Origin of the sequence: Thermonema lapsum (genome assembly GCF_011761635.1) — a bacterium.
GTDB lineage: Bacteria > Bacteroidota > Bacteroidia > Cytophagales > Thermonemataceae > Thermonema > Thermonema lapsum.
On the sequence record NZ_JAASRN010000002.1, the window covers coordinates 563,068 to 584,373 of the forward strand.

Annotated in this window: 20 protein-coding genes and 1 tRNA gene; 11 read left to right on the forward strand and 10 right to left on the reverse strand. The window is 48.0% G+C overall.

The window, feature by feature from the left end:
• The first annotated feature begins 1 nt into the window (after window position 1).
• Window positions 2-1,108 carry an AMP-binding protein gene (locus tag FHS56_RS07770; RefSeq protein WP_166919405.1) on the forward strand — a complete coding sequence of 369 codons (1,107 nt, stop codon included), beginning with the start codon at window positions 2-4 and terminating at the stop codon, window positions 1,106-1,108.
• On the opposite strand, the gene FHS56_RS07775 is transcribed toward FHS56_RS07770, so the two are convergent.
• Complete coding sequence (locus tag FHS56_RS07775; protein WP_166919407.1) at window positions 1,050-2,501, reverse strand: sodium:solute symporter; 1,452 nt, start codon at window positions 2,499-2,501, stop codon at window positions 1,050-1,052. The genes FHS56_RS07770 and FHS56_RS07775 overlap by 59 nt on opposite strands.
• A 123-nt stretch (window positions 2,502-2,624) precedes the next feature.
• On the opposite strand from FHS56_RS07775, the gene FHS56_RS07780 reads away from it, so the two are divergent.
• From FHS56_RS07780 to FHS56_RS07795, 4 genes are all read left to right on the forward strand, one after another.
• Window positions 2,625-2,912, forward strand: coding sequence for an ATP-dependent Clp protease adaptor ClpS (locus FHS56_RS07780; protein ID WP_166919409.1), 288 nt, complete (start codon window positions 2,625-2,627; stop codon window positions 2,910-2,912).
• 95 nt (window positions 2,913-3,007) lie between these two features.
• Window positions 3,008-3,607: a recombination mediator RecR gene (gene recR / locus FHS56_RS07785; protein ID WP_166919411.1), complete on the forward strand. Its 600-nt coding sequence runs from the start codon at window positions 3,008-3,010 to the stop codon at window positions 3,605-3,607.
• Window positions 3,608-3,621: 14 nt separating this feature from the next.
• Window positions 3,622-3,963, forward strand: a complete 342-nt coding sequence (locus FHS56_RS07790; RefSeq protein WP_166919413.1) for an MGMT family protein — start codon at window positions 3,622-3,624, stop codon at window positions 3,961-3,963.
• Between the two features lie 176 nt (window positions 3,964-4,139).
• Entirely contained in the window at window positions 4,140-4,769 is a 630-nt protein-coding gene (locus FHS56_RS07795) for a porin family protein (protein ID WP_166919415.1), read from the forward strand.
• Window positions 4,770-5,131: 362 nt separating this feature from the next.
• Here the strand turns inward: FHS56_RS07795 and FHS56_RS07800 are convergent, their stop codons facing one another.
• From FHS56_RS07800 to FHS56_RS07810, 3 genes are all read right to left on the reverse strand, one after another.
• Window positions 5,132-6,433 carry an aminopeptidase P family protein gene (locus FHS56_RS07800; protein WP_166919417.1) on the reverse strand — a complete coding sequence of 434 codons (1,302 nt, stop codon included), beginning with the start codon at window positions 6,431-6,433 and terminating at the stop codon, window positions 5,132-5,134.
• Window positions 6,434-6,498: 65 nt separating this feature from the next.
• On the reverse strand, window positions 6,499-7,029 hold the full coding sequence (locus tag FHS56_RS07805; RefSeq protein ID WP_166919419.1) for an NADH-quinone oxidoreductase subunit C: 531 nt from the start codon (window positions 7,027-7,029) through the stop codon (window positions 6,499-6,501).
• Between the two features lie 4 nt (window positions 7,030-7,033).
• Window positions 7,034-7,672, reverse strand: coding sequence for a DUF1684 domain-containing protein (locus FHS56_RS07810; protein ID WP_166919421.1), 639 nt, complete (start codon window positions 7,670-7,672; stop codon window positions 7,034-7,036).
• A gap of 78 nt (window positions 7,673-7,750) precedes the next feature.
• On the opposite strand from FHS56_RS07810, the gene FHS56_RS07815 reads away from it, so the two are divergent.
• Both FHS56_RS07815 and ffh read left to right on the forward strand, forming a co-directional pair.
• Window positions 7,751-8,560, forward strand: a complete 810-nt coding sequence (locus FHS56_RS07815) for a 2OG-Fe(II) oxygenase (RefSeq protein WP_166919423.1) — start codon at window positions 7,751-7,753, stop codon at window positions 8,558-8,560.
• Between the two features lie 39 nt (window positions 8,561-8,599).
• Window positions 8,600-9,964 carry a signal recognition particle protein gene (gene ffh / locus FHS56_RS07820; RefSeq protein ID WP_166919425.1) on the forward strand — a complete coding sequence of 455 codons (1,365 nt, stop codon included), beginning with the start codon at window positions 8,600-8,602 and terminating at the stop codon, window positions 9,962-9,964.
• 91 nt (window positions 9,965-10,055) lie between these two features.
• Here the strand turns inward: ffh and eno are convergent, their stop codons facing one another.
• Window positions 10,056-11,333 carry a phosphopyruvate hydratase gene (gene eno / locus FHS56_RS07825; protein WP_166919427.1) on the reverse strand — a complete coding sequence of 426 codons (1,278 nt, stop codon included), beginning with the start codon at window positions 11,331-11,333 and terminating at the stop codon, window positions 10,056-10,058.
• Window positions 11,334-11,475: 142 nt separating this feature from the next.
• Between eno and FHS56_RS07830 the strand changes: the two genes are divergently transcribed.
• The 3 genes from FHS56_RS07830 (at window position 11,476) to rpmB (ending at window position 12,653) form a co-directional block, all read left to right on the forward strand.
• Complete coding sequence (locus FHS56_RS07830; protein WP_166919429.1) at window positions 11,476-12,117, forward strand: OmpH family outer membrane protein; 642 nt, start codon at window positions 11,476-11,478, stop codon at window positions 12,115-12,117.
• A gap of 42 nt (window positions 12,118-12,159) precedes the next feature.
• Window positions 12,160-12,243 (forward strand) — tRNA-Leu (locus FHS56_RS07835).
• A 149-nt stretch (window positions 12,244-12,392) separates the two neighbouring features.
• Window positions 12,393-12,653 (forward strand): 50S ribosomal protein L28, encoded by a 261-nt coding sequence (rpmB, locus tag FHS56_RS07840; RefSeq protein WP_166919431.1) that lies wholly within the window; start codon window positions 12,393-12,395, stop codon window positions 12,651-12,653.
• A gap of 268 nt (window positions 12,654-12,921) precedes the next feature.
• On the opposite strand, the gene FHS56_RS07845 is transcribed toward rpmB, so the two are convergent.
• The 4 genes from FHS56_RS07845 to FHS56_RS07860 form a co-directional block, all read right to left on the reverse strand.
• Entirely contained in the window at window positions 12,922-14,232 is a 1,311-nt protein-coding gene (locus FHS56_RS07845) for an alpha/beta fold hydrolase (protein ID WP_166919433.1), read from the reverse strand.
• 92 nt (window positions 14,233-14,324) lie between these two features.
• Window positions 14,325-15,752, reverse strand: coding sequence for a TolC family protein (locus FHS56_RS07850; protein ID WP_166919435.1), 1,428 nt, complete (start codon window positions 15,750-15,752; stop codon window positions 14,325-14,327).
• A 4-nt stretch (window positions 15,753-15,756) separates the two neighbouring features.
• Window positions 15,757-17,124: an HlyD family secretion protein gene (locus FHS56_RS07855; RefSeq protein WP_166919437.1), complete on the reverse strand. Its 1,368-nt coding sequence runs from the start codon at window positions 17,122-17,124 to the stop codon at window positions 15,757-15,759.
• A gap of 3 nt (window positions 17,125-17,127) precedes the next feature.
• The gene (locus FHS56_RS07860; protein WP_166919439.1) at window positions 17,128-19,323 is read right to left on the reverse strand and encodes a peptidase domain-containing ABC transporter; all 2,196 of its coding nucleotides are present in this window, start codon (window positions 19,321-19,323) and stop codon (window positions 17,128-17,130) included.
• Window positions 19,324-19,402: 79 nt separating this feature from the next.
• Between FHS56_RS07860 and mnmD the strand changes: the two genes are divergently transcribed.
• Window positions 19,403-20,086: a tRNA (5-methylaminomethyl-2-thiouridine)(34)-methyltransferase MnmD gene (mnmD, locus tag FHS56_RS07865; protein ID WP_166919441.1), complete on the forward strand. Its 684-nt coding sequence runs from the start codon at window positions 19,403-19,405 to the stop codon at window positions 20,084-20,086.
• A 1-nt stretch (window position 20,087) separates the two neighbouring features.
• Here the strand turns inward: mnmD and FHS56_RS07870 are convergent, their stop codons facing one another.
• Entirely contained in the window at window positions 20,088-21,272 is a 1,185-nt protein-coding gene (locus FHS56_RS07870) for a M20 metallopeptidase family protein (protein ID WP_166920200.1), read from the reverse strand.
• Window positions 21,273-21,306: the final 34 nt, after the last annotated feature.

Here is a 21,306-nt window from a genome sequence, read left to right on the forward strand (position 1 = left end):
CATGACACCAAAGGGAGGGTTGAATATCGGTGAGCACTACTTTTCTTTTGAAGCTTGCCAACTATTGAAAGACTTACCGCCCTCGCTCAACGAGTATGAGCGACAAGCCATCCACTTTTGCCACCGATGGCTTAACGGCGCCCCTTCTTTTGTTTTTCACACCTCTGGCTCTACAGGAAAACCCAAACCTGTGGAGCTCTCGCGTCAACTCATGGCATGGAGCGCTCGCAACACCCTGCTGTATTTTGGGCTAAAACCCGGCGACAAGCTGCTGGTCAGTATGAACATATCTTTTGTGGGCGGGGCTATGATGCTGGTGCGTGCTATGGAAGGGCAACTAAATGCCTACCTTCAAGTCCCCTCGCGCTTGCCTCTGTCCAATACCGGGATGCAGCGTTTCGATTTTTATGCTTTCGTGCCCATGCAACTACAAAGCATGCTGCAAGAAACGCCCCAACTGTTGCCCCAGCTCACACACGCCAAAGGTGTACTGATTGGCGGTGCAGCTCTTCCTGCAAGCTTAGAGCAACAGCTGTTGCCTTTTGGCAAGGCGATGGTACAAACCTACGGCATGACTGAGACCGCCTCGCATGTGGCATTGCGTCCTCTGGGCAAAAAGATTTATGAAGCTATGCCCGGAGTTCATTTCGAGCAAGACGCACGAGGCTGCTTGGTCGTACACACCCCACATTTGCCACCACTCATTACTAATGACCGCGTCCGCTTGCACGATGCCACCCACTTCGAGTGGCTGGGGCGCATCGACAATGTCATCAACAGCGGAGGCATCAAGATACAAATAGAAGAAGTAGAAGAAGCCGCTGCCGTTGTCTTGGAAAGTATGAAGCTACACTTTCCCTTTTTTGCAACGGGCATACCCGACCCTTTGCTGGGCGAAAAATTAGTGCTGGTATTTCCGGCAGATAGCCTACCACTGGCTGCCGAAGAGGCGCTACTACAACAGCTACGCCATCAGTTGGGCAAATACAAAGCCCCCAAAACCATCATCTATCAGGCGTATATTCCGCAAAGTCCCTCCGGCAAAATCATCAGACGCCTGCTCGACGACTCGCTGCCCACATGCCCACAAAGCAAAGCAGACCATTGATTAACAGCAGTTCATAGCCAAAGCGGTAGCCGTTGAACCAGCGTTCGCTGTTTTGGGCAATCACCCAAGTAATGCAGGGGGCAAGGCAGGCAACCCATGGCACCCAGCGGTCTATAGCACGGCGCTGCGTCAACAAACCAAAAGCATACATGCCCAGCAAAGGTCCATAGGTGTAGCCGGCTGCCGTAAAAATAGCATTGATGACACTCTCATCATTCAGGCGATGAAAAATCATAATCACCAACCAAAGCAGGAAGGTAATGCCCACGTGTACCCAGCGGCGCAAACGCTCCTGCTTCTTTTTATCCTTGATTTGCTCAAAGCCGAGTATGTCTATGCAAAAAGAAGTAGTAAGGGCGGTCAACGCTGAATCGGCACTGGAATAAGCAGCCGCAATAATACCTACGAAAAAAAAGAGCCCCGCTATCCACGGGAAGTGGTTAAAAGCAAGTGTAGGATAGAGCATGTCGCTTTTCGCTGGTAACCCAATGCCATGCCCTTCGGCATAAGCATAAAGCAACAAGCCCAGCGTGAGAAAAAGCCAGTTGACCGGCACTAAAATCCAGCTGAAAGTAATCATATTTTTCTGGGCATCTCTCAGAGTGCGGCAACTCAGGTTTTTCTGCATCATGTCTTGGTCCAGCCCCGTCATCACGATGGCAATGAAAGCACCCGATATGAACTGCTTCCAAAAAAATTTTTTATCCTTCCAGTCATCCCAGAAAAATACCTGACTGCGCGGGTCTTGCGCCAGATGTTCGCTCATTTGGCTCCAGCTCCACCCCAAGTCATCTTTGATAAACCAAATGGTGAAAACTACCGCCAACAACATGAAAATAGTTTGCAGCGTATCGGTCCATACAATGGTTTTGATGCCCCCGCGTGCTGTGTATAGCCAAATCAACAATAAACTGATGAAGGTAGTCAAGCCAAACGAAGCCCCCCAGTGCTGGAAAATACCCACATGCAAGACCATCGCAACCAAATAGAGGCGGAAAGCAGCCCCCACCGTACGCGACAGCAGAAAAAAAGCAGCGCCTGTTTTATAGGCGTGCTTCCCAATGCGTTCTTTCAGATAGGTGTAAATAGAAATCAAATTGAGACGATAATACAGGGGCAACAACACAAAAGCAATAACCGCATAGCCTGCCAAGTAGCCCAATACCATTTGAAAATAACTAAAAGCAGCAGTGCCAACCCAGCCGGGCACCGATATGAAGGTAACACCCGACAAAGAGGCGCCAATCATACCAAAAGCCACTACATACCAAGGCGACTGCCGCCTTGCCACAAAAAAATCATAGCTGTCGGCTTGTTTGCCCGTCACATAGCCAATAAGCATCAAAACACCGAAATACAACAACAAAACCAAGAGTATCCAATGTGCTGCCATAAAAGAAAACTTGTTTTTCCAGAAGCTAAACTAACAAAAATGTGCACTTTTGTATTTCTTAAAAAAGGGCTTGCACATATGGCTTCCTTTTTTTACATTTGAAGAAACAAAATCTCATTGATTATGAGCAACTTAACCAAAGAAACACCCGCCGTATTTGAGGATTTCGATACAATTATTGTGGAAGAAGAGGTGCACGACTTGGTCGTTTTCAATGACGATGTGAATACCTTTGACCACGTGATTCAGACGCTCATCGAAGTATGCAAGCACACACCCGAGCAAGCCGAACAGTGCACTTGGATTATCCACTTCAAAGGTAAGTGCTCGGTGAAAAAAGGCAGCTGGGATGAGCTGGTGCCCATGCGGCAAGCCATCTGCGACCGTGGCATTCAAGCCGAAGTCATTTAGTTTTCTTTGCACTTGTAAACCATACTTACCCAAAGCTTGGCTGAGCGCTGCGTTCAACCAAGCTTTTGTATTTTTGTATAACAAAGCCCTGACTTATGCATTATTCATCGAAGCTCATAGAACGAGCCGTGGAAGAAATAGCCAAACTGCCCGGAATCGGGAAGAAATCGGCACTACGCATCGTCCTGCATTTGCTCAAACAAGACCCCAAACAAAGCCATCAACTGGCAGAAGCCTTGATACAGCTGCGCGACAATATTCAATATTGCCGCGAGTGCCACAACATAGCCGACGAAGCCCTATGCTACTTTTGCAAAGACACACGCCGCCGGCGCGACATCATTTGTGTAGTTGAACATTTCAAAGACATTGCTGCCATAGAACGCACTGGACACTACCACGGGCTATACCATGTACTTGGCGGCTTGATTTCTCCTATCGACGGCGTAGGACCACAAGACATACACATCGAAAGCTTGCTGCAACGCGTACGCCAAGGCGAAGTAACAGAAGTAATACTGGCGCTGAGCTCCACTATGGAAGGCGACACCACCGCTTTCTACCTGACCAAGCGGCTAAAAGAGCAGCAGGTGAAAGTAACCGCACTGGCACGCGGGGTACCCATAGGCAGCGAACTGGAATTTACCGACGAACTGACCCTTACACGCAGCTTGCTGGGACGTACAGAATTTTAACCTATCGCCTGTTTATGCACAAAGCAAAGAAACAGTCCTTTTTCAACGATGTATATGAAGTAGTCAAATGCATACCGGCAGGCAGGGTAAGCACCTACGGTGCTATTGCCCATTATTTAGGTTTGCGCTCGGGCGCCCGCATGGTAGGTTGGGCATTGAATCATGCCGTTGCGCTGCCAGAAGTACCCGCTCACCGAGTAGTAAACTGCCACGGCATGCTCACCGGCAAGCGCCATTTTGGCAGTCCCGACCGCATGGCAGAGCTCTTGCGCCAAGAAGGCATACAAGTGGAAAATGACTGTGTGCAAGACTTCAAAAATATTTTTTGGGACCCAGCAAAAGAACTTAACATATAAGCACAAAAAACAGAGTCCTTTTTCTATGAAAACCACAAAATAAAATAGAACAACTACCCAAAAACTCCGATTCTATCATAAAATTCCACCCTATCTTGGCACGCACTTTGTTATGATGCTGCATGCGTTCGTTCATGAGCGCAAGTGTCATGTTTCACTTAAAATTCATCAGAACCATGAAAAAATTACTTTTGACCCTCGCAGCCGGAGTTTTGTTCTTTGGCGCGCAAGCACAAATCTCTATCATGCCCAAAGCCGGTGTTTCTTTGGCAAATACCGCAAGCAAGACTGATGGTGAATCGGAAAACTTCAACATGAAAACCGGCTTTACCTTTGGTGTAGCTGCTCCCATCAGCATATCTGAACAGTTCTCTGTGCAGCCTGAGTTGCTCTATGTCCAAAAAGGTAGAAAACAGAAATCAGGTGGAACTACTACTTCTCGCACTCTCAACTACTTGGAAATCCCGGTGATGGCGCGTGCCCACTTCGGTGGTTTCTACTTGGGTGCTGGTCCTTATTTGGGCATTGCTTTGAGCGCTAAAGAAAAAGAAAAAAGAAATGGCACTTCAGTAGAATCTAACTTGAATATCGGAATCGATCAGATAGAAGACGACGTAAAACCCACTGACTTCGGTTTGTGCTTTGGTTTGGGTTACGGCTTGGAAATAGGTCCAGGCAAGCTGGTATTAGATGCCCGTTATGGCTTGGGCTTGTCTAACACCTTGCCCAGTGGCGACAGCGACAACTTCGATAAAAACCGTAACATCGCCCTCACTGTAGGTTATGCCATTCCTTTGGGGAAATAATCTATCAGGAAGCAAGAACTGAATTGCCTACAAAGCTGCCTCCAAGTGAGGCGGCTTTTTTTGTTGTAGAGCACCCTGCGCTTGGAATTGCCGCTCAAAGATAGACGCCAAGGCAAAACCGTGCCCCTACCGGTCATCGTTTCGACCTCACGCAGATTGTCATCTCGAACAAGCGAAGCGAGTGCGCAATTTCAATCAAGCCAAGCAAACAAAGCCGAAGACTCTTCCCCTAACGTTCGAAATGGTAAAGAAAGTCCGAAGGGACAAAGCCCCATCTATTTTTAGTTTGGCTTTTCTTTTCATGAACAAAAAAAGCGGCACATTTACACTGTGTGCCGCTTCTCTGTGGCGTTTATCAGCTTCTATGCTTTGACCGAAGCATTCATGATTTCTTCTATTTCTTCGGCTTCCAAGGGGATATCAGCCATCAAGTCAAGCAAGCCATTTTCTGTGATGACCACGTCATTTTCTAAGCGGATGCCCAGCCCCTCTTCGCGTATATAGATGCCCGGCTCACAGGTAAACACCATGCCCGGCTCAAATTTGCGGTACTTGTCGCCCACATCGTGTACATCCAATCCCAGATGGTGCGAGGTGCCGTGCATAAAGTATTTCTTGTAAGCAGGGAATTCGGGATTTTGGTTTTTCACTTCGTCCATAGTCAATAAGCCCAAATCCACGAGCTCTTTGGTCATCAACTCGCCCACAGCAGCATGATATTCATCGAGCGTATTGCCGGGGCGTAGCATGTCCATAGCGCCACGCATCACCCGCAACACCGCGTCATAGACTTGTCGCTGCCGCGGCGTGAAGCGCCCATTCACAGGGATGGTACGGGTCATATCCGAGGCATAATTGGCATACTCTGCGCCCACATCCATCAGCAAGAGGTCGCCGTCTTGGCAGACTTGGTCGTTGGCTATGTAGTGCAACACGCAGGCATTGGCACCCGACGCAATGATAGGGGTATAAGCAAATCCCCGCGAACCATGACGCAGGAACTCATGCGCATATTCAGCTTCTATTTCATACTCCTTGACGCCCGGCTTCACAAAGCGAAGCACACGGCGGAAGCCGGCTTCCGTGATTTTACAAGCTTTCTGAATTAGGGCAATTTCGATGTCAGACTTCACTGCCCGCAAGTCGCGCATAATGGGCGCCAAGCGGCGATAGCTGTGCAAAGGGTAGCGCGCTTGGCACCACTTGATAAAGCGGGCATCGCGCGTTTCTACGACTACCTCGGCGCGCGGATGCTCGTTGGTATTCAAATACAAATGCTCGGCATCCCCCATGAGCGTGTTAAATACCTTTTCAAATTCAGAAGTCCACAGGACCGTGCGGATACCCGAAACCTCTGTGGCTTCTTCTTTGGTGAGCTTGTGTCCTTCCCAGATGGCGATGTGTTCGTTGGTTTCCCGCACAAACAGAATCTCACGATATTTTGCTTCTTTAGCATCTGGATAAAGCAGCAAGATGGTTTCTTCTTGGTCCACGCCCGTCAGATAAAACAAATCAGCATTTTGTTTAAAAGGCATGGTGCCATCGGCACTGGTAGGCATGATATCGTTGGAATTGAAAACAGCTATGGAATTGGGAAGCAGGCGCTCCGCCAAACGACGGCGGTTCTCTATAAACAGCCGTTTATCGATGCGTTCGTATTTCATAACAGACAAGTATTTGGTTTGTTGAAAAGGGTAAAGTACAAATTTTTTACGGGCTCTGGTAAAAATCAAGCTTGAAATGGGTCTTCAGGTGGGCTTTCTGCCCTCACCTTAATGCCATGATAAGTGTCTTGTGTTTGATAGTCTTTGCGCAGCGGATGCCCCTGCCAGTCGGCAGGCAGCAAGATACGGCGCAGGTCTGGGTGCCCTGTAAAGCGAATGCCCAAAAGGTCGTAAATTTCACGCTCGTGCCAGTCGGCTGTGCGCCATATGTCGCTGACGGTGGGCACCTGCGGCAATGGCTCGTCTTCGGCATTACGCGGCACCTCTACCTTTACCACTAAAGCATGTTCATAAGGGATGGAAAACAAATGATACAGCACTTCCATAGTGCCGACCTCTGGTCCATTGTCAATACCGGTTACACAAGCCAGATAATCGAAATACAACTGCTCGTGCTCATAAAGCAAGCGGGCAAGTGCGGGCAAGTGCACCGGTGCAACCTTCACATAAGGCTGTATTGCCTCTTCATGAACTTCTTGCAGGAAATGGTCGCCTAAAAGTTGGCGAATCAAAGCAACAATATCACGAAACTGCATAAACTTAGGGCTTTGAAGTGCTGCTGCTGTCGGCAGCGAATTTCTTTTCTCCAGCCAAGATAGCAAAATCCAGGTGGTTTTGCGCTGGCGGTATGGGGCAGCTATAGTCTGGGCTGTAGGCACAATAAGGATTGTAGGCAAAGTTAAAGTCCAGTATCAAGGTATTGCCTTTGGGTTTTTCCACGTCGAGGTAGCGCCCTCCCTCATAGGTTTCCTTTCCGTTCGATGCATCTTTGAAGGGCAGAAACCAGTAGCTGGCATTTCCTTCTTTTTCGAACAGCAGCAGCCGATATTCTTTTCCCTCATACTCGAAATAAGCATATGCAACCGAACGCAAGCGGTCGAAGGTACTGTCGGTCATTTGCACCAAAAAGTCGGCTTCGTTTTCATCAATGGGCACCCAACGAGCTTTTATACGGTATTGAGTTTTTGGGGGAAAGTAATTCAAATGGGTGAATGCTTCTCGGTTTTCTATGGGTGAGTCGTCGCGGTACTTGAAGGCTTCGTCTTTTTCACGTCGAAACTTCTCGATTTTCTGTATCATATCTTCTTCTTTGCGCTGGTCTAAAAGCGAATAGGCAAGGATGGCTGTCAAGATGAGCAAGATTCCAAAAAAGAAAACACGATTTTGCTTTTGCTTCATGGCTCAGTGTTTTGTATTTCAACTGTTAATGGAAAAACGTATTTTTGCACCAAAGCTATTGAAAAATAAGACATAAATATGAATCCACAAGCCAGCATTGCGCTTTTCAACCCTCGTTTGTTTGAAGAGCACACCATCGCACAACTGCAAAATGAGTTCAATACAGCTCAACCTTATCGCCATATAGTCATTGACAACTTCCTGCAAACGGACTTTGCAGAGAAATTATATGAGCACTTCCCCCCTACCAAAGTGCTGCGCAAGCACTACGACGGCATCAACGAACGAAAAGCTGAAGGGGCTAATTTTGAAGACTTTCATCCCGATTTCAGCCGCCTGCGCGAAGCGCTCATGTCGCCAGAGTTCTATGCATGGGTAAGCCGTGTTACCGGCATCCAAGACGTGTTCATTACCAACGACCATTTGGGCGTGGGGCTGCATGAAGGCGACAACGGCAGCTTCTTGGATGTCCATATCGACTTCAACATACACCCCGAAAAAGATGTGCATCGCCGTTTGAACCTGCTCATCTATATGAACCGCCATTGGGAACCTCACTACGGCGGTGATTTGGAACTGTGGAATGCCGAAGTAACCGAATGCGTGAAGAAAGTACCGCCGGCATTCAATCGAGCCGTTATCTTTGAAACCAGCGAAATATCCTACCACGGCTATTCACGCATACAAGTGCCAGAGGGCATGTCGCGCAAGTCGGTATATGCCTATTTTTATACTACCGAGCGCGCCGACGCCGTGCCCTACCACGACACCATATTTAAAGCCCGCCCCCAAGACAGCACCGTAAAGAAGCTGGTAACCCCTGTCAAGGAACGTCTAAAAAACAGCGTGAAGGCAGCCCTCAAAAAAGTGGGCATTGTTTTAAAGTAAGTGATAAGTCAAAAGGTGTTCTGAAAACCGAAAAACTCTATGTTTGAAAATTTAAGTGAGAAATTAGAAGGTGCCATACGCACCCTAAAAGGCTCTAACCGTATTACTGAGGTAAACGTAGCCAACACCATAAAAGAGATACGTCGCGCACTCTTAGATGCCGACGTCAACTACAAGGTAGCCAAAGATTTTACCGACAGTGTCAAAGAAAAAGCCTTAGGACAAAAGATACAGATTGCCGTAGAGCCCGGGCAAATGCTCGTTAAGATAGTATATGACGAGCTTACCCAGCTCATGGGCGGCACCAAACAAGACATCAACCTGAGCGGCAACCCGGCAATCGTGCTGATGGCAGGTTTACAAGGTTCGGGTAAAACCACTTTCTCAGCCAAGCTTGCCCATTATCTCAAAAAGCAAAACAAACGCGTTTTGTTGGTTGCCTGCGACGTTTATCGTCCGGCTGCTATAGAGCAGCTTAAAACGTTGGGGCAGCAACTCGACATTGAAGTATATAGCGAGCCGGAAAATAAAAACCCGGTGGAAATAGCCCAACATGCTGTAGAGTATGCCAAACAGAACAAATATCAGGTGGTGATTGTCGATACTGCTGGTCGCTTGGCAGTAGATGAAGAGATGATGGACGAAATCAGCCGCCTGAAAGAGACGCTGCAGCCTTCCGAAACCCTCTTTGTAGTAGATGCCATGACCGGGCAGGATGCGGTCAATACTGCCAAGGCATTCTACGACCGCATTCAGTACGACGGCGTGGTGCTCACCAAGCTCGACGGCGACGCGCGCGGTGGTGCTGCCCTTTCGATTCGTGCCGTAGTTGACCGCCCCATCAAATTCATAGGTACGGGCGAAAAAGTGGGCGACTTGGATGTGTTCCATCCCGACCGTATGGCAAGCCGCATTTTAGGCATGGGCGATGTGGTGTCGTTGGTAGAGCGAGCCCAGCAGATTTTCGACGAAAAAGAAGCCGAACGCATCAACAAAAAGCTCCGCCAAAATCAATTTGATTTCCAAGACTTTTATTCACAAATCCAGCAAATCAAAAAGATGGGGAATGTCAAAGATTTGCTGAGCATGTTGCCGGGTGTGGGTAAAATGGTCAAAGACCTTGACATAGACGATGACGCTTTCGTGCCTATAGAAGCCATCATACAATCTATGACGCCCCAAGAGCGCGAAAATCCTGCCTTGTTGCTCACCCACCGCACAGCAGCCAGCCGCAAGCAACGCATTGCCAAAGGCAGCGGGCGCAGCGTACAAGAAGTAAACAACCTGCTCAAGCAGTTTGAGCAGATGCAAAAGATGATTAAAAAGATGAATCAAATGGAAGGTAGCGATGGCGGGCGCCTACGTCGCATGCTGAAAGGCAACAAAAAGAAGAAAAGAAGATAAACAAATATCGTGTAGTAATCAATGATGTGGGGCGCCCGCAAAGCGGGCGCCCCACTCTTATATTTTTACATCATCTGCGCTACTCTCTGCCTTAAAAGTTTTTACCGGGATAGTAAGCGGCGCTGCCCAATTCTTCCTCAATACGCAGCAATTGGTTGTACTTCGCCATACGGTCAGAGCGTGACGCCGAACCTGTCTTGATTTGTCCGGTATTCAAAGCCACTGCTAAGTCGGCAATGGTGCTGTCTTCGGTTTCACCCGAACGATGCGACATCACATTTTTGTAACGGTGGCGTTTTGCCAATTCAATAGTATCGATGGTTTCGGTAAGCGTACCTATTTGGTTTACTTTAATCAATACGGCATTTGCCACCTGCTTTTCTATACCTTCACGCACACGCTCTACATTGGTAACGAAGAGGTCATCACCCACCAACTGCACTTTATTGCCTACGGCTGCCGTAAGCGCTTGCCACCCGTTCCAGTCATCCTCTGCCATACCATCTTCAATAGAAAGAATCGGATACTTGTTTATCCACTCTTTCCAGAAATCCACCATTTCGGCGGCTGTCAGCTCCTCGCCACTTGACTTTTTGAAGCGATAGACCTTCGCTTCTTCGTCGTAAAATTCCGAGCTGGCGGCATCCAAAGCGATGAAGACATCTTCTCCGGGGCGGTAACCTGCTTTTTCTATTGCCTGAAGCACCACTTCTATAGCTTCTGTATTCGATTTAAGGTTAGGGGCAAAGCCACCTTCATCGCCCACATTGGTCGAAAGCCCTTTGGCTTTCAATACATTCTTGAGGTGATGGAACACCTCAGTGCCCATACGCAGCGCTTCGCTAAAAGAAGGGGCATTCACAGGCATAATCATGAACTCTTGGAAATCAATACCGTTATCTGCATGCGCTCCCCCATTCAAGATATTCATCATAGGCACCGGCAAGGTAGCTGCGTGTACTCCACCCACATAACGATACAGAGGCAAATGCAAAGCGGCAGCGGCGGCTTTGGCTACTGCCAAAGAAACGCCTAAAATAGCATTGGCACCCAGTTTCGATTTATTGGGGGTGCTATCCATTTCCAACAACAAATGGTCTATCATCTTTTGCTCATACACCGAGATGCCAATCAGTTCGGGCGCTATGATTTCGTTTACGTTTTCCACGGCTTTCAGCACCCCCTTGCCTAAATATCGCGTGCTGTCGCCGTCGCGCAACTCTACGGCTTCGTATTTGCCAGTAGAAGCGCCCGAAGGCACAGCAGCACGACCAATAAAACCATCTTCGGTGATGACATCTACTTCGACCGTGGGGTTGCCACGGGAGTCCAATATCTGGCGGGCATGTACGTGGTCGATAAAACTCATTGTTCTTCAATTTTTTGCTGCCAAAAATAGAAATATTCCAGCATTTAACAAGAAGATAGCGAGTCTTGTCTGCCAGCAAAGTTTGCTTATATTTGCAATCATTTCAAAAACAAAAGCATTCATCTTTTAAAATCCGGAAACGATGAAAAAACTTTTACTACCCTTGGCTCTCTCCCTATTTTTCTTCGGGTCATGTCAAAAACAAAGCGAAAAAGCCGATGAGCAAGCCCAAAGTGTCCAAGCCGAAGTAAGCGCACAAAAAACAGAAGCCTTACCCGACATTGTGTACGTAAACTCCGACAGCTTGCTTGCCAAATATGCCTTTTACAAAGACGCACAGAAAGAACTGGAAAAAAAACGCAAGTCGTTTGAACAAGACCTCAACAGCCGCGTAAGCAGCCTAGAGCGCGACATTGCCGACTTCCAGCAAAAAGCCAACAGCATGACACTACAGCAAGCCAAAGCCACCGAGCAGTCGCTTATTGAGCGTCAGCAAAATTTGGCACAATACAAGCAAACCCTCGAAAACCAATATCTGGAAGAGGAATTCAAGATGGCAGAAAAGCTCAACAAGAACTTGGAAGACTTCATGCAGCGCTATGCTAAGGAAAAAGGTTATAAACTGATTTTGGGCTACAAGCCGGGGGTTACGGTGTGGTATGGAGACCCCTCATTGGATGTAACCGACGAGGTGGTGAAGCTGCTCAACGAAGAATATAAAAACCAAGAAAAACAGGCAGATAAATCCGACAAGCAAAAAAAATCGGATAAAAAAACTGAGTAATTCCAAAAAGCTTTTTATATTTGCGTCTGCAAAGACGCTGCTGCCGAAGTGGCGGAATTGGTAGACGCGCACGTTTCAGGGGCGTGTGGTGGCAACACCGTGCGGGTTCGAGTCCCGCCTTCGGCACTCACAAAAAAGGCTCCAAAAAGGAGCCTTTTTTGTGGCAAAAAGCTGGCAATTGCCTGAGTTTGCGTGGCATATTTGCGCGGCATCGGAAAAGGCTTTATATTTGCCCCCCTAAACGAGTTTATGTATCACCTTAAAGATAATTTGTCATGGCAAGGATTTGTCAATTAACAGGGAAGCGTCCGCGTGTGGGGAACCACGTATCGCACGCTAACAATAAAACCAAACGTCGTTTCTATCCCAATTTGCAAAAGAAACGCTTTTATTTGCCTTCCGAAGACCGTTGGATTGAAATGAAGGTATCGACGCACGCCTTGCGCATCATCAACCGCATTGGTATTGAAGAAGCGCTGCGTAAAGCCAAAAAGAAGGGCACACTGAACCTGAAAAAAGACTTGATTTCTTTCTAAACAGGCAAGTACTCATGTCATATACAAAAAAGCGGTTGACCGAGTGCAACCGCTTTTTTACTTGTTTGAGAGTGTAAGCTAAAAATAAGAAAGACATTATCCTTTCAGCATCTTCTTTTATTTCAAGCGCAAGAGAGAAGTTCCATTTGTTTTTTTGTTGTTTTTGAAAGTGTGGATGTGAGATTGCTCACTACACTTCGCGCTGCTTAAAGTGGCAGGCGCTATCCATGTGATTTGATGGGTTCAAACCACAAGCTTCCCAGTTATTTTATTCAGACTGCCAAGGGTTTTGGATGATGCTTTGAATCCACTGCGCCACGATATACCCAATAAGGGGGTTGTAAGGCGCCACCACTTCGCGATGTGAAGTAGCCCAACGCATGCCGTGGTCAGCCTGCGGTACACGCATAAAAACAGCCTTGCCCGGATTCCTCTTTTCAACAATATGGGCTATCATACGATGGTCTTCCTCGAGTGAAGCCATGTCGAACTCTCCCCACAAGCTCAATACAAAGCTGTCGTAATGGCTCCATTCGTCAGGCACGTTTACTTCCTGCAGCTGAAACCAATAGTTATCGCTGCGTATATCGAACAAACGTAAATAACGCTCATAAGCGGGATTGGTAGCAGCTACTTCCTCTTTGGGCTGATGCAGCATGAAATATTGCACATTGCAGCGGTTGATACCTGTCAAATACTCATCCATTTCGGCTTCGGCTTTTCCGCGCATCATCGACAGGCGACGACGCGACTCCAGCAGATAGTCGGTCCAACGACGCCCAATAGTTCCATACACTACAATGCCTTTCACGGTTTCTTTATTGGCGATTTGCACGGCAATGATTCCTCCTACACTATGCCCCAACAGAATCACTTGAGTGCTGTCCACGAAATCATATTTTTTAAGCTGCTGCAGTGCCAGTAAAAAAGCACGGCGCTCGGTGTTGAAGTCCACTTCCATGCAATTGGGACCTTCGCTGTCGCCAATACCGAACTTTTCTACCCGCACGGTAGCCATGCCACGGCGGGTCAGCTCATAAAGCAGCTGGGTAGAAGCCCGTTCGGTGTCGAAGGGGTTATCGATGCTTTGACAGGCAATTCCTTGAATAAAAAAGACCGTAGGCACGGGCTTGGGTACGCGTGGGATGGTTACAATGCAACGCAAGCGCCCCTCAGGGGTAAACACCTCGCGATAGTCTATATCGAAATCGGCAGCATGCTCTCTGGGGTATTCCCCCAAGCGCAACTTTTTGACTAAGGTCTGTCCGTTGCGTTGTATAGTAAGTCTTATTTTGTCGCCGGGCTTTCGGTGCTTGCTTATCATTTCAAGCAGTTGTCCATAGCTTTGCAAAGGCACTTCATCGAGGCTTAACAGGCGGTCGCCGGGCTGCAAGTCGGCTCTTTCGGCAGCGCTTCCACGATGGACACGCTCCACCACCAACAGTTCTTCTTCAGAGCTCCAACGTAAATCCAAACCAATAAAAGGGCGTCGAGGAAGCACTTGGGCATATGCCCAAAAAGCAAAGAGGCAAAACCCTGCTATCAACAGCACAACAGATGCCTTCGGTAAAAGTCGCATAGTTTTCTCTGATTCTCATTATCAGAAGTATAACGCATAGCCGGCAATCTTATTATATGATTTTGCCGGTGTTCAAAACAGCTTGTTAGGGTTCAGGGCAGGTCCCATAAAGACAAGCCACTCAACCACAGCACTTCTGCTTTTAGTTTTTCGTAATTGGCTTGCATTTTGGCTAACTTAATTTCGGCGTCCAGCAGCTTTTCTTCCCGTTTGTTTACCAAAAATACGTAGCTCTCGCCCGCCACAAACTTGGCGTATTCTCCATCTCGCAAGGCACGGTAGTTTTGTACCATAGTGCGAAGGTTGTGCAAGTTTTGCCCGGTAAGTAAAAGTGCACGATAGGCAGCTTCTAAGTCGTTGTTAAGCGTACGCAACAAATACATTTGCTCTTGTTCGTTTTGCAGCTGCTTTACCCTTACCTGCTGGCGCTTTCCTCCGGCTTCACGCATAAAAAGAGGGAAGGCAAATTCTAACCCAAATTTATAGTTGTTTTGCAGGTAAACACTATTCCACTCGCCGCTCTTCACGGGCTGTGCCGAAAGAAAATTATAGTTTAGATTGATTTTGGGCTTCATCTTTTCGGTATAAAGACGGCGCTCAAAGTCCAAGCTTTGGTATTTGAGGCGCAGCTTTTGCAGCTCAGGGTGCTGTGTTTCCAAGTGCTGCTTGAGGGTCTCCAGAGGATAAAGCTCTTGAAAAGACCGCTCTGCTGCACTGCTTGGCTCTTCGGGAATCACATCATCATTCAACTCAACGGGGGTGGCATCGTCGGTCCATAAGTGTGCCGACAGCGCCAGGCGGGCTTGGGTAAGCTCCGCTTCGGCTTCCAACAACATAACCAAGCGGTCTTGACGGTTAATGCCAGCCTCCAGAGAGTCGATAGGCGCCTCCTCTCCCATTTTTACCTTTTCGAGCGTAAACTCATAACGTGCATTCACCAAATCGTATGCTCGCTGCAAAGCCTCCTTTTTTTTGTAGGCAAAATACCAGTTCCAGTAGTCTTTTACCACTTGATAATACAGCTTGTTGATAGCTTTGAGGCGCTCGGCGGCTGCCATTTCCTGCATCAACTGTCCTTGCCGCAGGGCATTGCGGCGCTCGTCCATAAACAAGCCATAACCCAAAGGCACTGTTATACCAGCATACCACAAACCCTCTTCGGGCACGGTGCGGTCTGGGTTTATGTACAAACCTTGATTTTGCTCATAGCCAGCTTTCAGTTCGCCAATCCACAATGGCACCGACACATAGCTGTTGATGTATTGGTAATACTGCTTGTTCTTGAAGTTTTTTTCATCCCAAGTGCCTTTCAGTTGAGGGTCGAAATTGCCGCGTCCCTGACGCAGAGCAAAACGCCCTTGTTCTAAGTTGAGGTCGGCTTGCTTCATCACAGGATGATAGGCAGCCACCCACTGCAATACATCCTGCAGCTTAAGGCGCTTGGTGCTGTCTTCTTGGGCATAGGCAGCCACCGTTAAAAATTTCAATACCCAAAAAAGCAATTGTTTTTTTCGCTTCACAGGCTTACTTCTTTTTTTCTTCTTTGTTTTTACCATCAGACGCGCTGGGGGCTTCTTTCAAGCTGGGCGGGAAGCCATTGAGCTGACGCCATATTTCATACCATACGGGCACGTCATCGAGCAGAATAAATGCCTGAACTGCCGAGCCTATACGTAGCTGTTCAGGCCACTCGGGGTCGTGAGTAGCGTCGGGCAATGCCAAAATACGATAAGTGCCATCGGGCTGGCTTACATAATCGATGACTTTGACCCTGCCACCAAAAGTGCCCACACTCACGCTGGGCCATCCCGAGAATTGGAAGGCGGGCCAGCCGGCAAATTCAATACGCACTTCACGCCCGGGCGTAATCAAAGGCACATCCATGGCTTTCACATACAGTTCTACTGCTTTCTGGGGCTGGGCAGGCTGTATCTCCACCACAGTATCCCCTTCTTTGATTATTTCGCCTAATCCCTGCTTTAAAGCTTTGATTACATAGCCGCTTTGCGGTGCCAAGATATAGTAGTTTTGGTTGCGTATGACTGTACTGGCATACTTGTTTCTATAAGTAGCCAACTCCAATTGGGCATTGGCAAGGTAAGACTCGTAGCTGCGCAGTTCGGATTCGGCTTTGAGTATTTTTTCCCTGTAATCAGCCTGCACCGAGCTCAGTTCAATCAAGGCATTGAGGTATTCTTGCTGCGAAGCAAGGTAATAGTTTTCAGCAGCCGTCAACTTGGCTTTTGACTCCTGAAGTTTCAACTGTCGCTTTTGGTAATCGGTCAGGGAAATAAGTCCCTTTTGGTAGAGGGTATCATAACGCGCCAACTGGTTTTCTGCCAATTGATAGTCCACCAACTGGGCTTGGTAGTTGGTGCTGTCGCTGATGACCTTCAAACGGTATTGCTTGACTTTGTTTTCTGCCTTCTGCAAACTCAGTCGTGCCGCCTGACGCAAGACGGGCAAGCGTTGTTTTAAAGCTTCTATATTGGCTTTGGTTGCTTCTATGGCAGCCTCTTTGGCTTCTACCTGCTCGCGCAAACGTTCCAAAAGCTGGGGGTCGAAATATTCCGATTTTATTTCTCCAATACGCACAAGCGTATCGCCTTGATTCACAAATTGTCCTTCTTGCACATACCACTGTTGAATACGCCCTCCAATGACGGCAGGTACCTCTTGCGGTCGATCTTGGGGGTAAAAAGCCGTAACCATTCCTGTTGCGGGGATATTCTGAGTCCAAGGCAAAAAGAGCACCAGAAGGGAAAAGGCAAACAAGCCTACCAACACTTTGGCAAAATTGCGCGCCGAACGAGGGGTTTGCAACAGGCGAAAAGCATATACCCGCCGTTCGATGTATTCGTTTTCAATACTTTCCTTGGATATTTTCAACATAGCTTAGACGTTTTCAGTCATAAATGCACGGAAGTGGCGCTCATTCATAAGCTCCTCATAAGCACCCTCTGCCACCACTTTCCCCTTTTCGAGCACCACTACTCTTTTTGCCATTGACAAGAAAACGGGGTCGTTGGACAGCATGAAGAGGGTCCAAGGGTGCTGCGGCTGGGTCAGCCACTGCAAAATGCGTTTTTTTTCAGAGTTTTGCATCTCTTGAAAATGGTCTATGATTATCAACAATTTGGGTTTTGATACAATACAACGTGCCAAGATGAGCTTGTGCCGCTCGCTGATGGAAAGTGGACGCCCATCTGCCAGTATTTCGGTATGGATGCCCTTGGGCAAGCGCCCGATAACATCTGCCAAGCCCATCACTTCTATGGCTTCATACACATCTTTCATTTTCACATTGGGCTTGCCCATCACGATGTTTTCCAAAATAGTGCCAGCAAACACTTCGTCTTCTGAGAAGTTATTTTCCACTACTGCTCGCCACATATCCACGTCAATATCTTTCAAAGAAAAGCCGTTCACCGAGATATAGCCTTCATATTCCACAAAGCCCGTAAGTACGCGCATGAGGGTATGCTTGCCGGCGCCTTCAGGTCCTGCAATACACACCGTTTCGCCCGGCAATGCCGTCAGCGTAACGCCTTTCAAAATGCGCTTGCTGGAGTTGTAAGATGCCCGCACCTCTTCCATGTGAATCTCCAAGCCTTCGGGATAACGGTAGAAATCGACTAATACCCCCCGGCGCTTCTCTAAGGGTAGGTCAGTTACCTGAGCTATCTTTTCTACAGCCGTTAAAGCATCATATACCGTAGCCAAGCCCAGAACTAACTTTTCTATAGCATTGACTACCAGAATAATCACTACCTCAGAAGCCACCAGCTGCCCCAAGCTGATTTGCCGCTCTACTACTAAGGTAGAACCCAATATCAAAAGCCCTCCTACAATGAGGATTTTAAATATCAAAACAAAAAGGTACTGGTTTACCAGCACTTTGAAGTGCTCCTTGCGATAATATAAATAGTAGTTTACCAGCTCGTCCATTTTAGAAAGCGGCAAACGGCTACTGGTTGACAAACGGAAAGAATGCACTGTACGGGCGATTTCTTCCAGCCAATGGGCAATTTTGTATTTGTAAGTGGACTCCTTGATAGAGGTGTAAAGCCCACGGTCGAAGGTATAGTAAAGCAGTATGCCAATAAAAACAAAGGTAAAGAAGATTAACCCCAAGAAGAAGGGATGATAAAGCGAGAGCAGCAATAACCCCAAAATCACCTGCAAGGCAGCCGCCGAAAGGTCAACCAATAATTTAGGTAGTTCTTTTTGTAGAATGACCACGTCAAAAAAGCGGTTCATTAGTTCTGGCGGATAGTATTTTTTCAATACAGAAGGCTGAATTTTGGGTATGCGGTAGGCAAATTCAAAAGCCGCTTTGGCAAATACACGCTGCTGAAGAACCTCCACAAGCCACAACTGCATAAGCTGTAAACCTCCTGAAGCTGCCAAGCCTACAATCACCAAAGCAATGACCACCACCACCGAGGTAAGTATTTTACCACTTGAAATCAAACGGAAGGTAGCCTGCACTCCCAAAGGAAGAGAAAGGGCTATTAAGCCAGAAATGATGGCATATACATAAATGTAAAGCAAGATGTGGCGCTCGCTCTTAAGCAAGGAAAGCAAGCGTTGAAAAGGCGTAAGGGCTTTCTGCTCCTCATACTCCTTGCTGGCATAAGGCATGGGGAAAGCCGTCAAGGCAATGATTTTGTCATGGAGCGACAGGTCCACCGGATCCTCAAAGCGGATGTAGTCGTTCAGCTCTTCCACCTTACGCTCGCGCCATGTGTCTCTACTTTCATCGAAATATTCCTCCAAAACGGTGTCCTTACCCTCTTTTCTCAAAATAACAGGGACTACTTCACCGTTGGGCAAGTAGCGAAACAGGATAATGGGCGAGTCTGTTTCATAAAAGTATGCCAGCAGTTCCTCGTTGCTGTAGCCATGCACCACGATGGCAAGATGTAGGTCTTCGCCGCGGTCTATAATGGCACGTATCCAACCGTCGGGGCTCAGGTCGCCCTCGGTGCGTTCATTCTGAATGCGTTCCAGTTCTGACTCAGGAAATTCAGCCATCTTTTCGCGCAGATGAAAAGCCACCCGACGCACAAGCCTTTCAGATAAAAGCATATTTTACTATTTTCAATTCTCTTTTTTGATTTATACAAAAGTAACATTTTCAAAAGTTTCTAAGTAAATATCGTTTTTCATGAAAGAAGACTCTATCAAAGCTTCTTTGGTCAAAACCCGGGACGGCTCCTTTACCCTGCACCACCCCTTGATAGGTGCTACCTATCATTCTACTCACGGCGCCGTGCAAGAGTCCATGCATGTGTTTATCGAGCAAGGTCTTTTTTTTGTAGCAGAACGACAGAAGCAAATAAAAATTTTGGAAATGGGCTTTGGCTCAGGACTCAATGCCTTGCTCAGCCGCCTCACCACAGAAAGCCGTCTGCCAAAACATCACCTTTTCTATGAAGGCATAGAGGCATACCCTTTAGCACTTGAAACCATAGCAGCCTATCCGCTCCCCCCTGAGTTGTCTGTATGGCAAACTGCCTTCATGGAATTACATCAAAGCCCATGGGGACAAGCTTTCTCATGGGGCAGGCAAATGATTGTAAAGAAACACTGCTGTCAGTGGCAAGCGTTCTGGGCATCCTATACCTTCGACCTCATTTATTACGATGCTTTTGCACCTTCTGCACAACCGGAACTTTGGGATGCTGCAAGCGTACAAAAACTGCATGCCCTGACTCATCCCGGCAGTGTGGTGGTTACATATTGTGCCCAGGGGGCTTTCAAACGTCTTTTAAAAGCAACAGGGTTTCAAGTAGAAGCCCTGCCGGGAGCACCCGGCAAACGCGAAATGACTCGCGCTGTGCGTCTGTGAATTAGGTATGCAGCTCGCTGACTGCCAGCCAAGCCATCAAGCCGGCACCAATAGGCAAGGCTGCCTCGTCTATGTCGAAAGTGGGGGTATGCACCGACGACACAATGCCGCGCGCTTCGTTGCGGGTGCCCAAGCGGTAGAAGCAAGCTTCTGCCACCTGACTGTAATAAGCGAAGTCCTCAGCTGCCAGCCACAAATCCAAATCCACCACGTTTTCTTCGCCCAAATATTCAACGGCTGCCTGCTTGGCACGGCGGGTGAGCTCCGGAGCATTGTAAAGGAAAGGATAGCCTTTCCGTATCTCCAGCTCGCAGCGCCCCCCCATGCTTTCGGCAATACCTATTGCCATTTGTTCTATGATTTCGTGTGCCCGAGCACGCCATGCCTCATCGAAAGTGCGGAAGGTGCCTTCGATATATACCTCATTGGGAATTACATTGGTAGCACCATTGGCTATGACCTTTCCGAAGCTGAGCACCGTAGGCGTCTTGGGACTGCTGCGACGACTGACGACTTGCTGTAGTGCCACGATGATTTGCGCCGCTATGGTTACGGGGTCTATACCTAGTTCCGGCATAGCTCCGTGTCCCCCCTTGCCTATCACGCGCAGATAGAGCTCATCGGTGCTTGCCATATACATGCCTTCGCGGAAGCCCACCTTACCCACAGGCAGCAAAGGCATCACATGCTGCCCAATGACCGCTGCGGGACGGGGATTTTCCAACGCGCCTTCTTTTATCATAAGCGAAGCGCCCCCCGGTAGGCGTTCCTCACCGGGTTGAAACAACAGTTTTATGGTTCCTTCCCATTGGTCTCTGGTCTCGTATAACAAACGAGCAGCTCCCAGCAAGCAGGTGGTGTGCACGTCGTGCCCGCAGGCATGCATCACCCCCGGATTCTGCGAGCGATAAGGCACCTCGTTGGCTTCTTCTATGGGCAAAGCATCCATATCGGCACGTAGGGCTATGGTTTTCTTGCTGGGGTTTTTCCCCTCTATCTTCGCCACAATGCCCGTACCTGCCACACCAGCTTCGAAGGGAATGCCTATCTGGCTCAAACGTTCCGCTACATAGCGGGCAGTTTCATGCTCTTGAAAAGAGAGCTCAGGGTATTGATGCAAATGACGGCGAATGCTTGTCAACTCGCCGGCGAGGGCTTCGGCTCTTTGTTTTATTTGCTCTTTCAGTGATTGCACAGCTTTTTCCTATTTTTGGGAAAAA

Coding starts and splice junctions, on each gene's coding strand:
- FHS56_RS07780 (WP_166919409.1), top strand. CDS start 2,625: ATGAGCAACTTAACCAAAGAAACACCCGCCGTATTTGAGGATTTCGAT.
- FHS56_RS07795 (WP_166919415.1), top strand. CDS start 4,140: ATGAAAAAATTACTTTTGACCCTCGCAGCCGGAGTTTTGTTCTTTGGC.
- FHS56_RS07810 (WP_166919421.1), bottom strand. CDS start 7,672: ATGAAGCAAAAGCAAAATCGTGTTTTCTTTTTTGGAATCTTGCTCATC.
- ffh (WP_166919425.1), top strand. CDS start 8,600: ATGTTTGAAAATTTAAGTGAGAAATTAGAAGGTGCCATACGCACCCTA.
- FHS56_RS07855 (WP_166919437.1), bottom strand. CDS start 17,124: ATGTTGAAAATATCCAAGGAAAGTATTGAAAACGAATACATCGAACGG.
- FHS56_RS07805 (WP_166919419.1), bottom strand. CDS start 7,029: ATGCAGTTTCGTGATATTGTTGCTTTGATTCGCCAACTTTTAGGCGAC.
- mnmD (WP_166919441.1), top strand. CDS start 19,403: ATGAAAGAAGACTCTATCAAAGCTTCTTTGGTCAAAACCCGGGACGGC.
- FHS56_RS07860 (WP_166919439.1), bottom strand. CDS start 19,323: ATGCTTTTATCTGAAAGGCTTGTGCGTCGGGTGGCTTTTCATCTGCGC.
- FHS56_RS07815 (WP_166919423.1), top strand. CDS start 7,751: ATGAATCCACAAGCCAGCATTGCGCTTTTCAACCCTCGTTTGTTTGAA.
- FHS56_RS07845 (WP_166919433.1), bottom strand. CDS start 14,232: ATGCGACTTTTACCGAAGGCATCTGTTGTGCTGTTGATAGCAGGGTTT.
- FHS56_RS07830 (WP_166919429.1), top strand. CDS start 11,476: ATGAAAAAACTTTTACTACCCTTGGCTCTCTCCCTATTTTTCTTCGGG.
- FHS56_RS07790 (WP_166919413.1), top strand. CDS start 3,622: ATGCACAAAGCAAAGAAACAGTCCTTTTTCAACGATGTATATGAAGTA.
- FHS56_RS07800 (WP_166919417.1), bottom strand. CDS start 6,433: ATGAAATACGAACGCATCGATAAACGGCTGTTTATAGAGAACCGCCGT.
- FHS56_RS07770 (WP_166919405.1), top strand. CDS start 2: ATGACACCAAAGGGAGGGTTGAATATCGGTGAGCACTACTTTTCTTTT.
- FHS56_RS07775 (WP_166919407.1), bottom strand. CDS start 2,501: ATGGCAGCACATTGGATACTCTTGGTTTTGTTGTTGTATTTCGGTGTT.
- eno (WP_166919427.1), bottom strand. CDS start 11,333: ATGAGTTTTATCGACCACGTACATGCCCGCCAGATATTGGACTCCCGT.
- recR (WP_166919411.1), top strand. CDS start 3,008: ATGCATTATTCATCGAAGCTCATAGAACGAGCCGTGGAAGAAATAGCC.
- rpmB (WP_166919431.1), top strand. CDS start 12,393: ATGGCAAGGATTTGTCAATTAACAGGGAAGCGTCCGCGTGTGGGGAAC.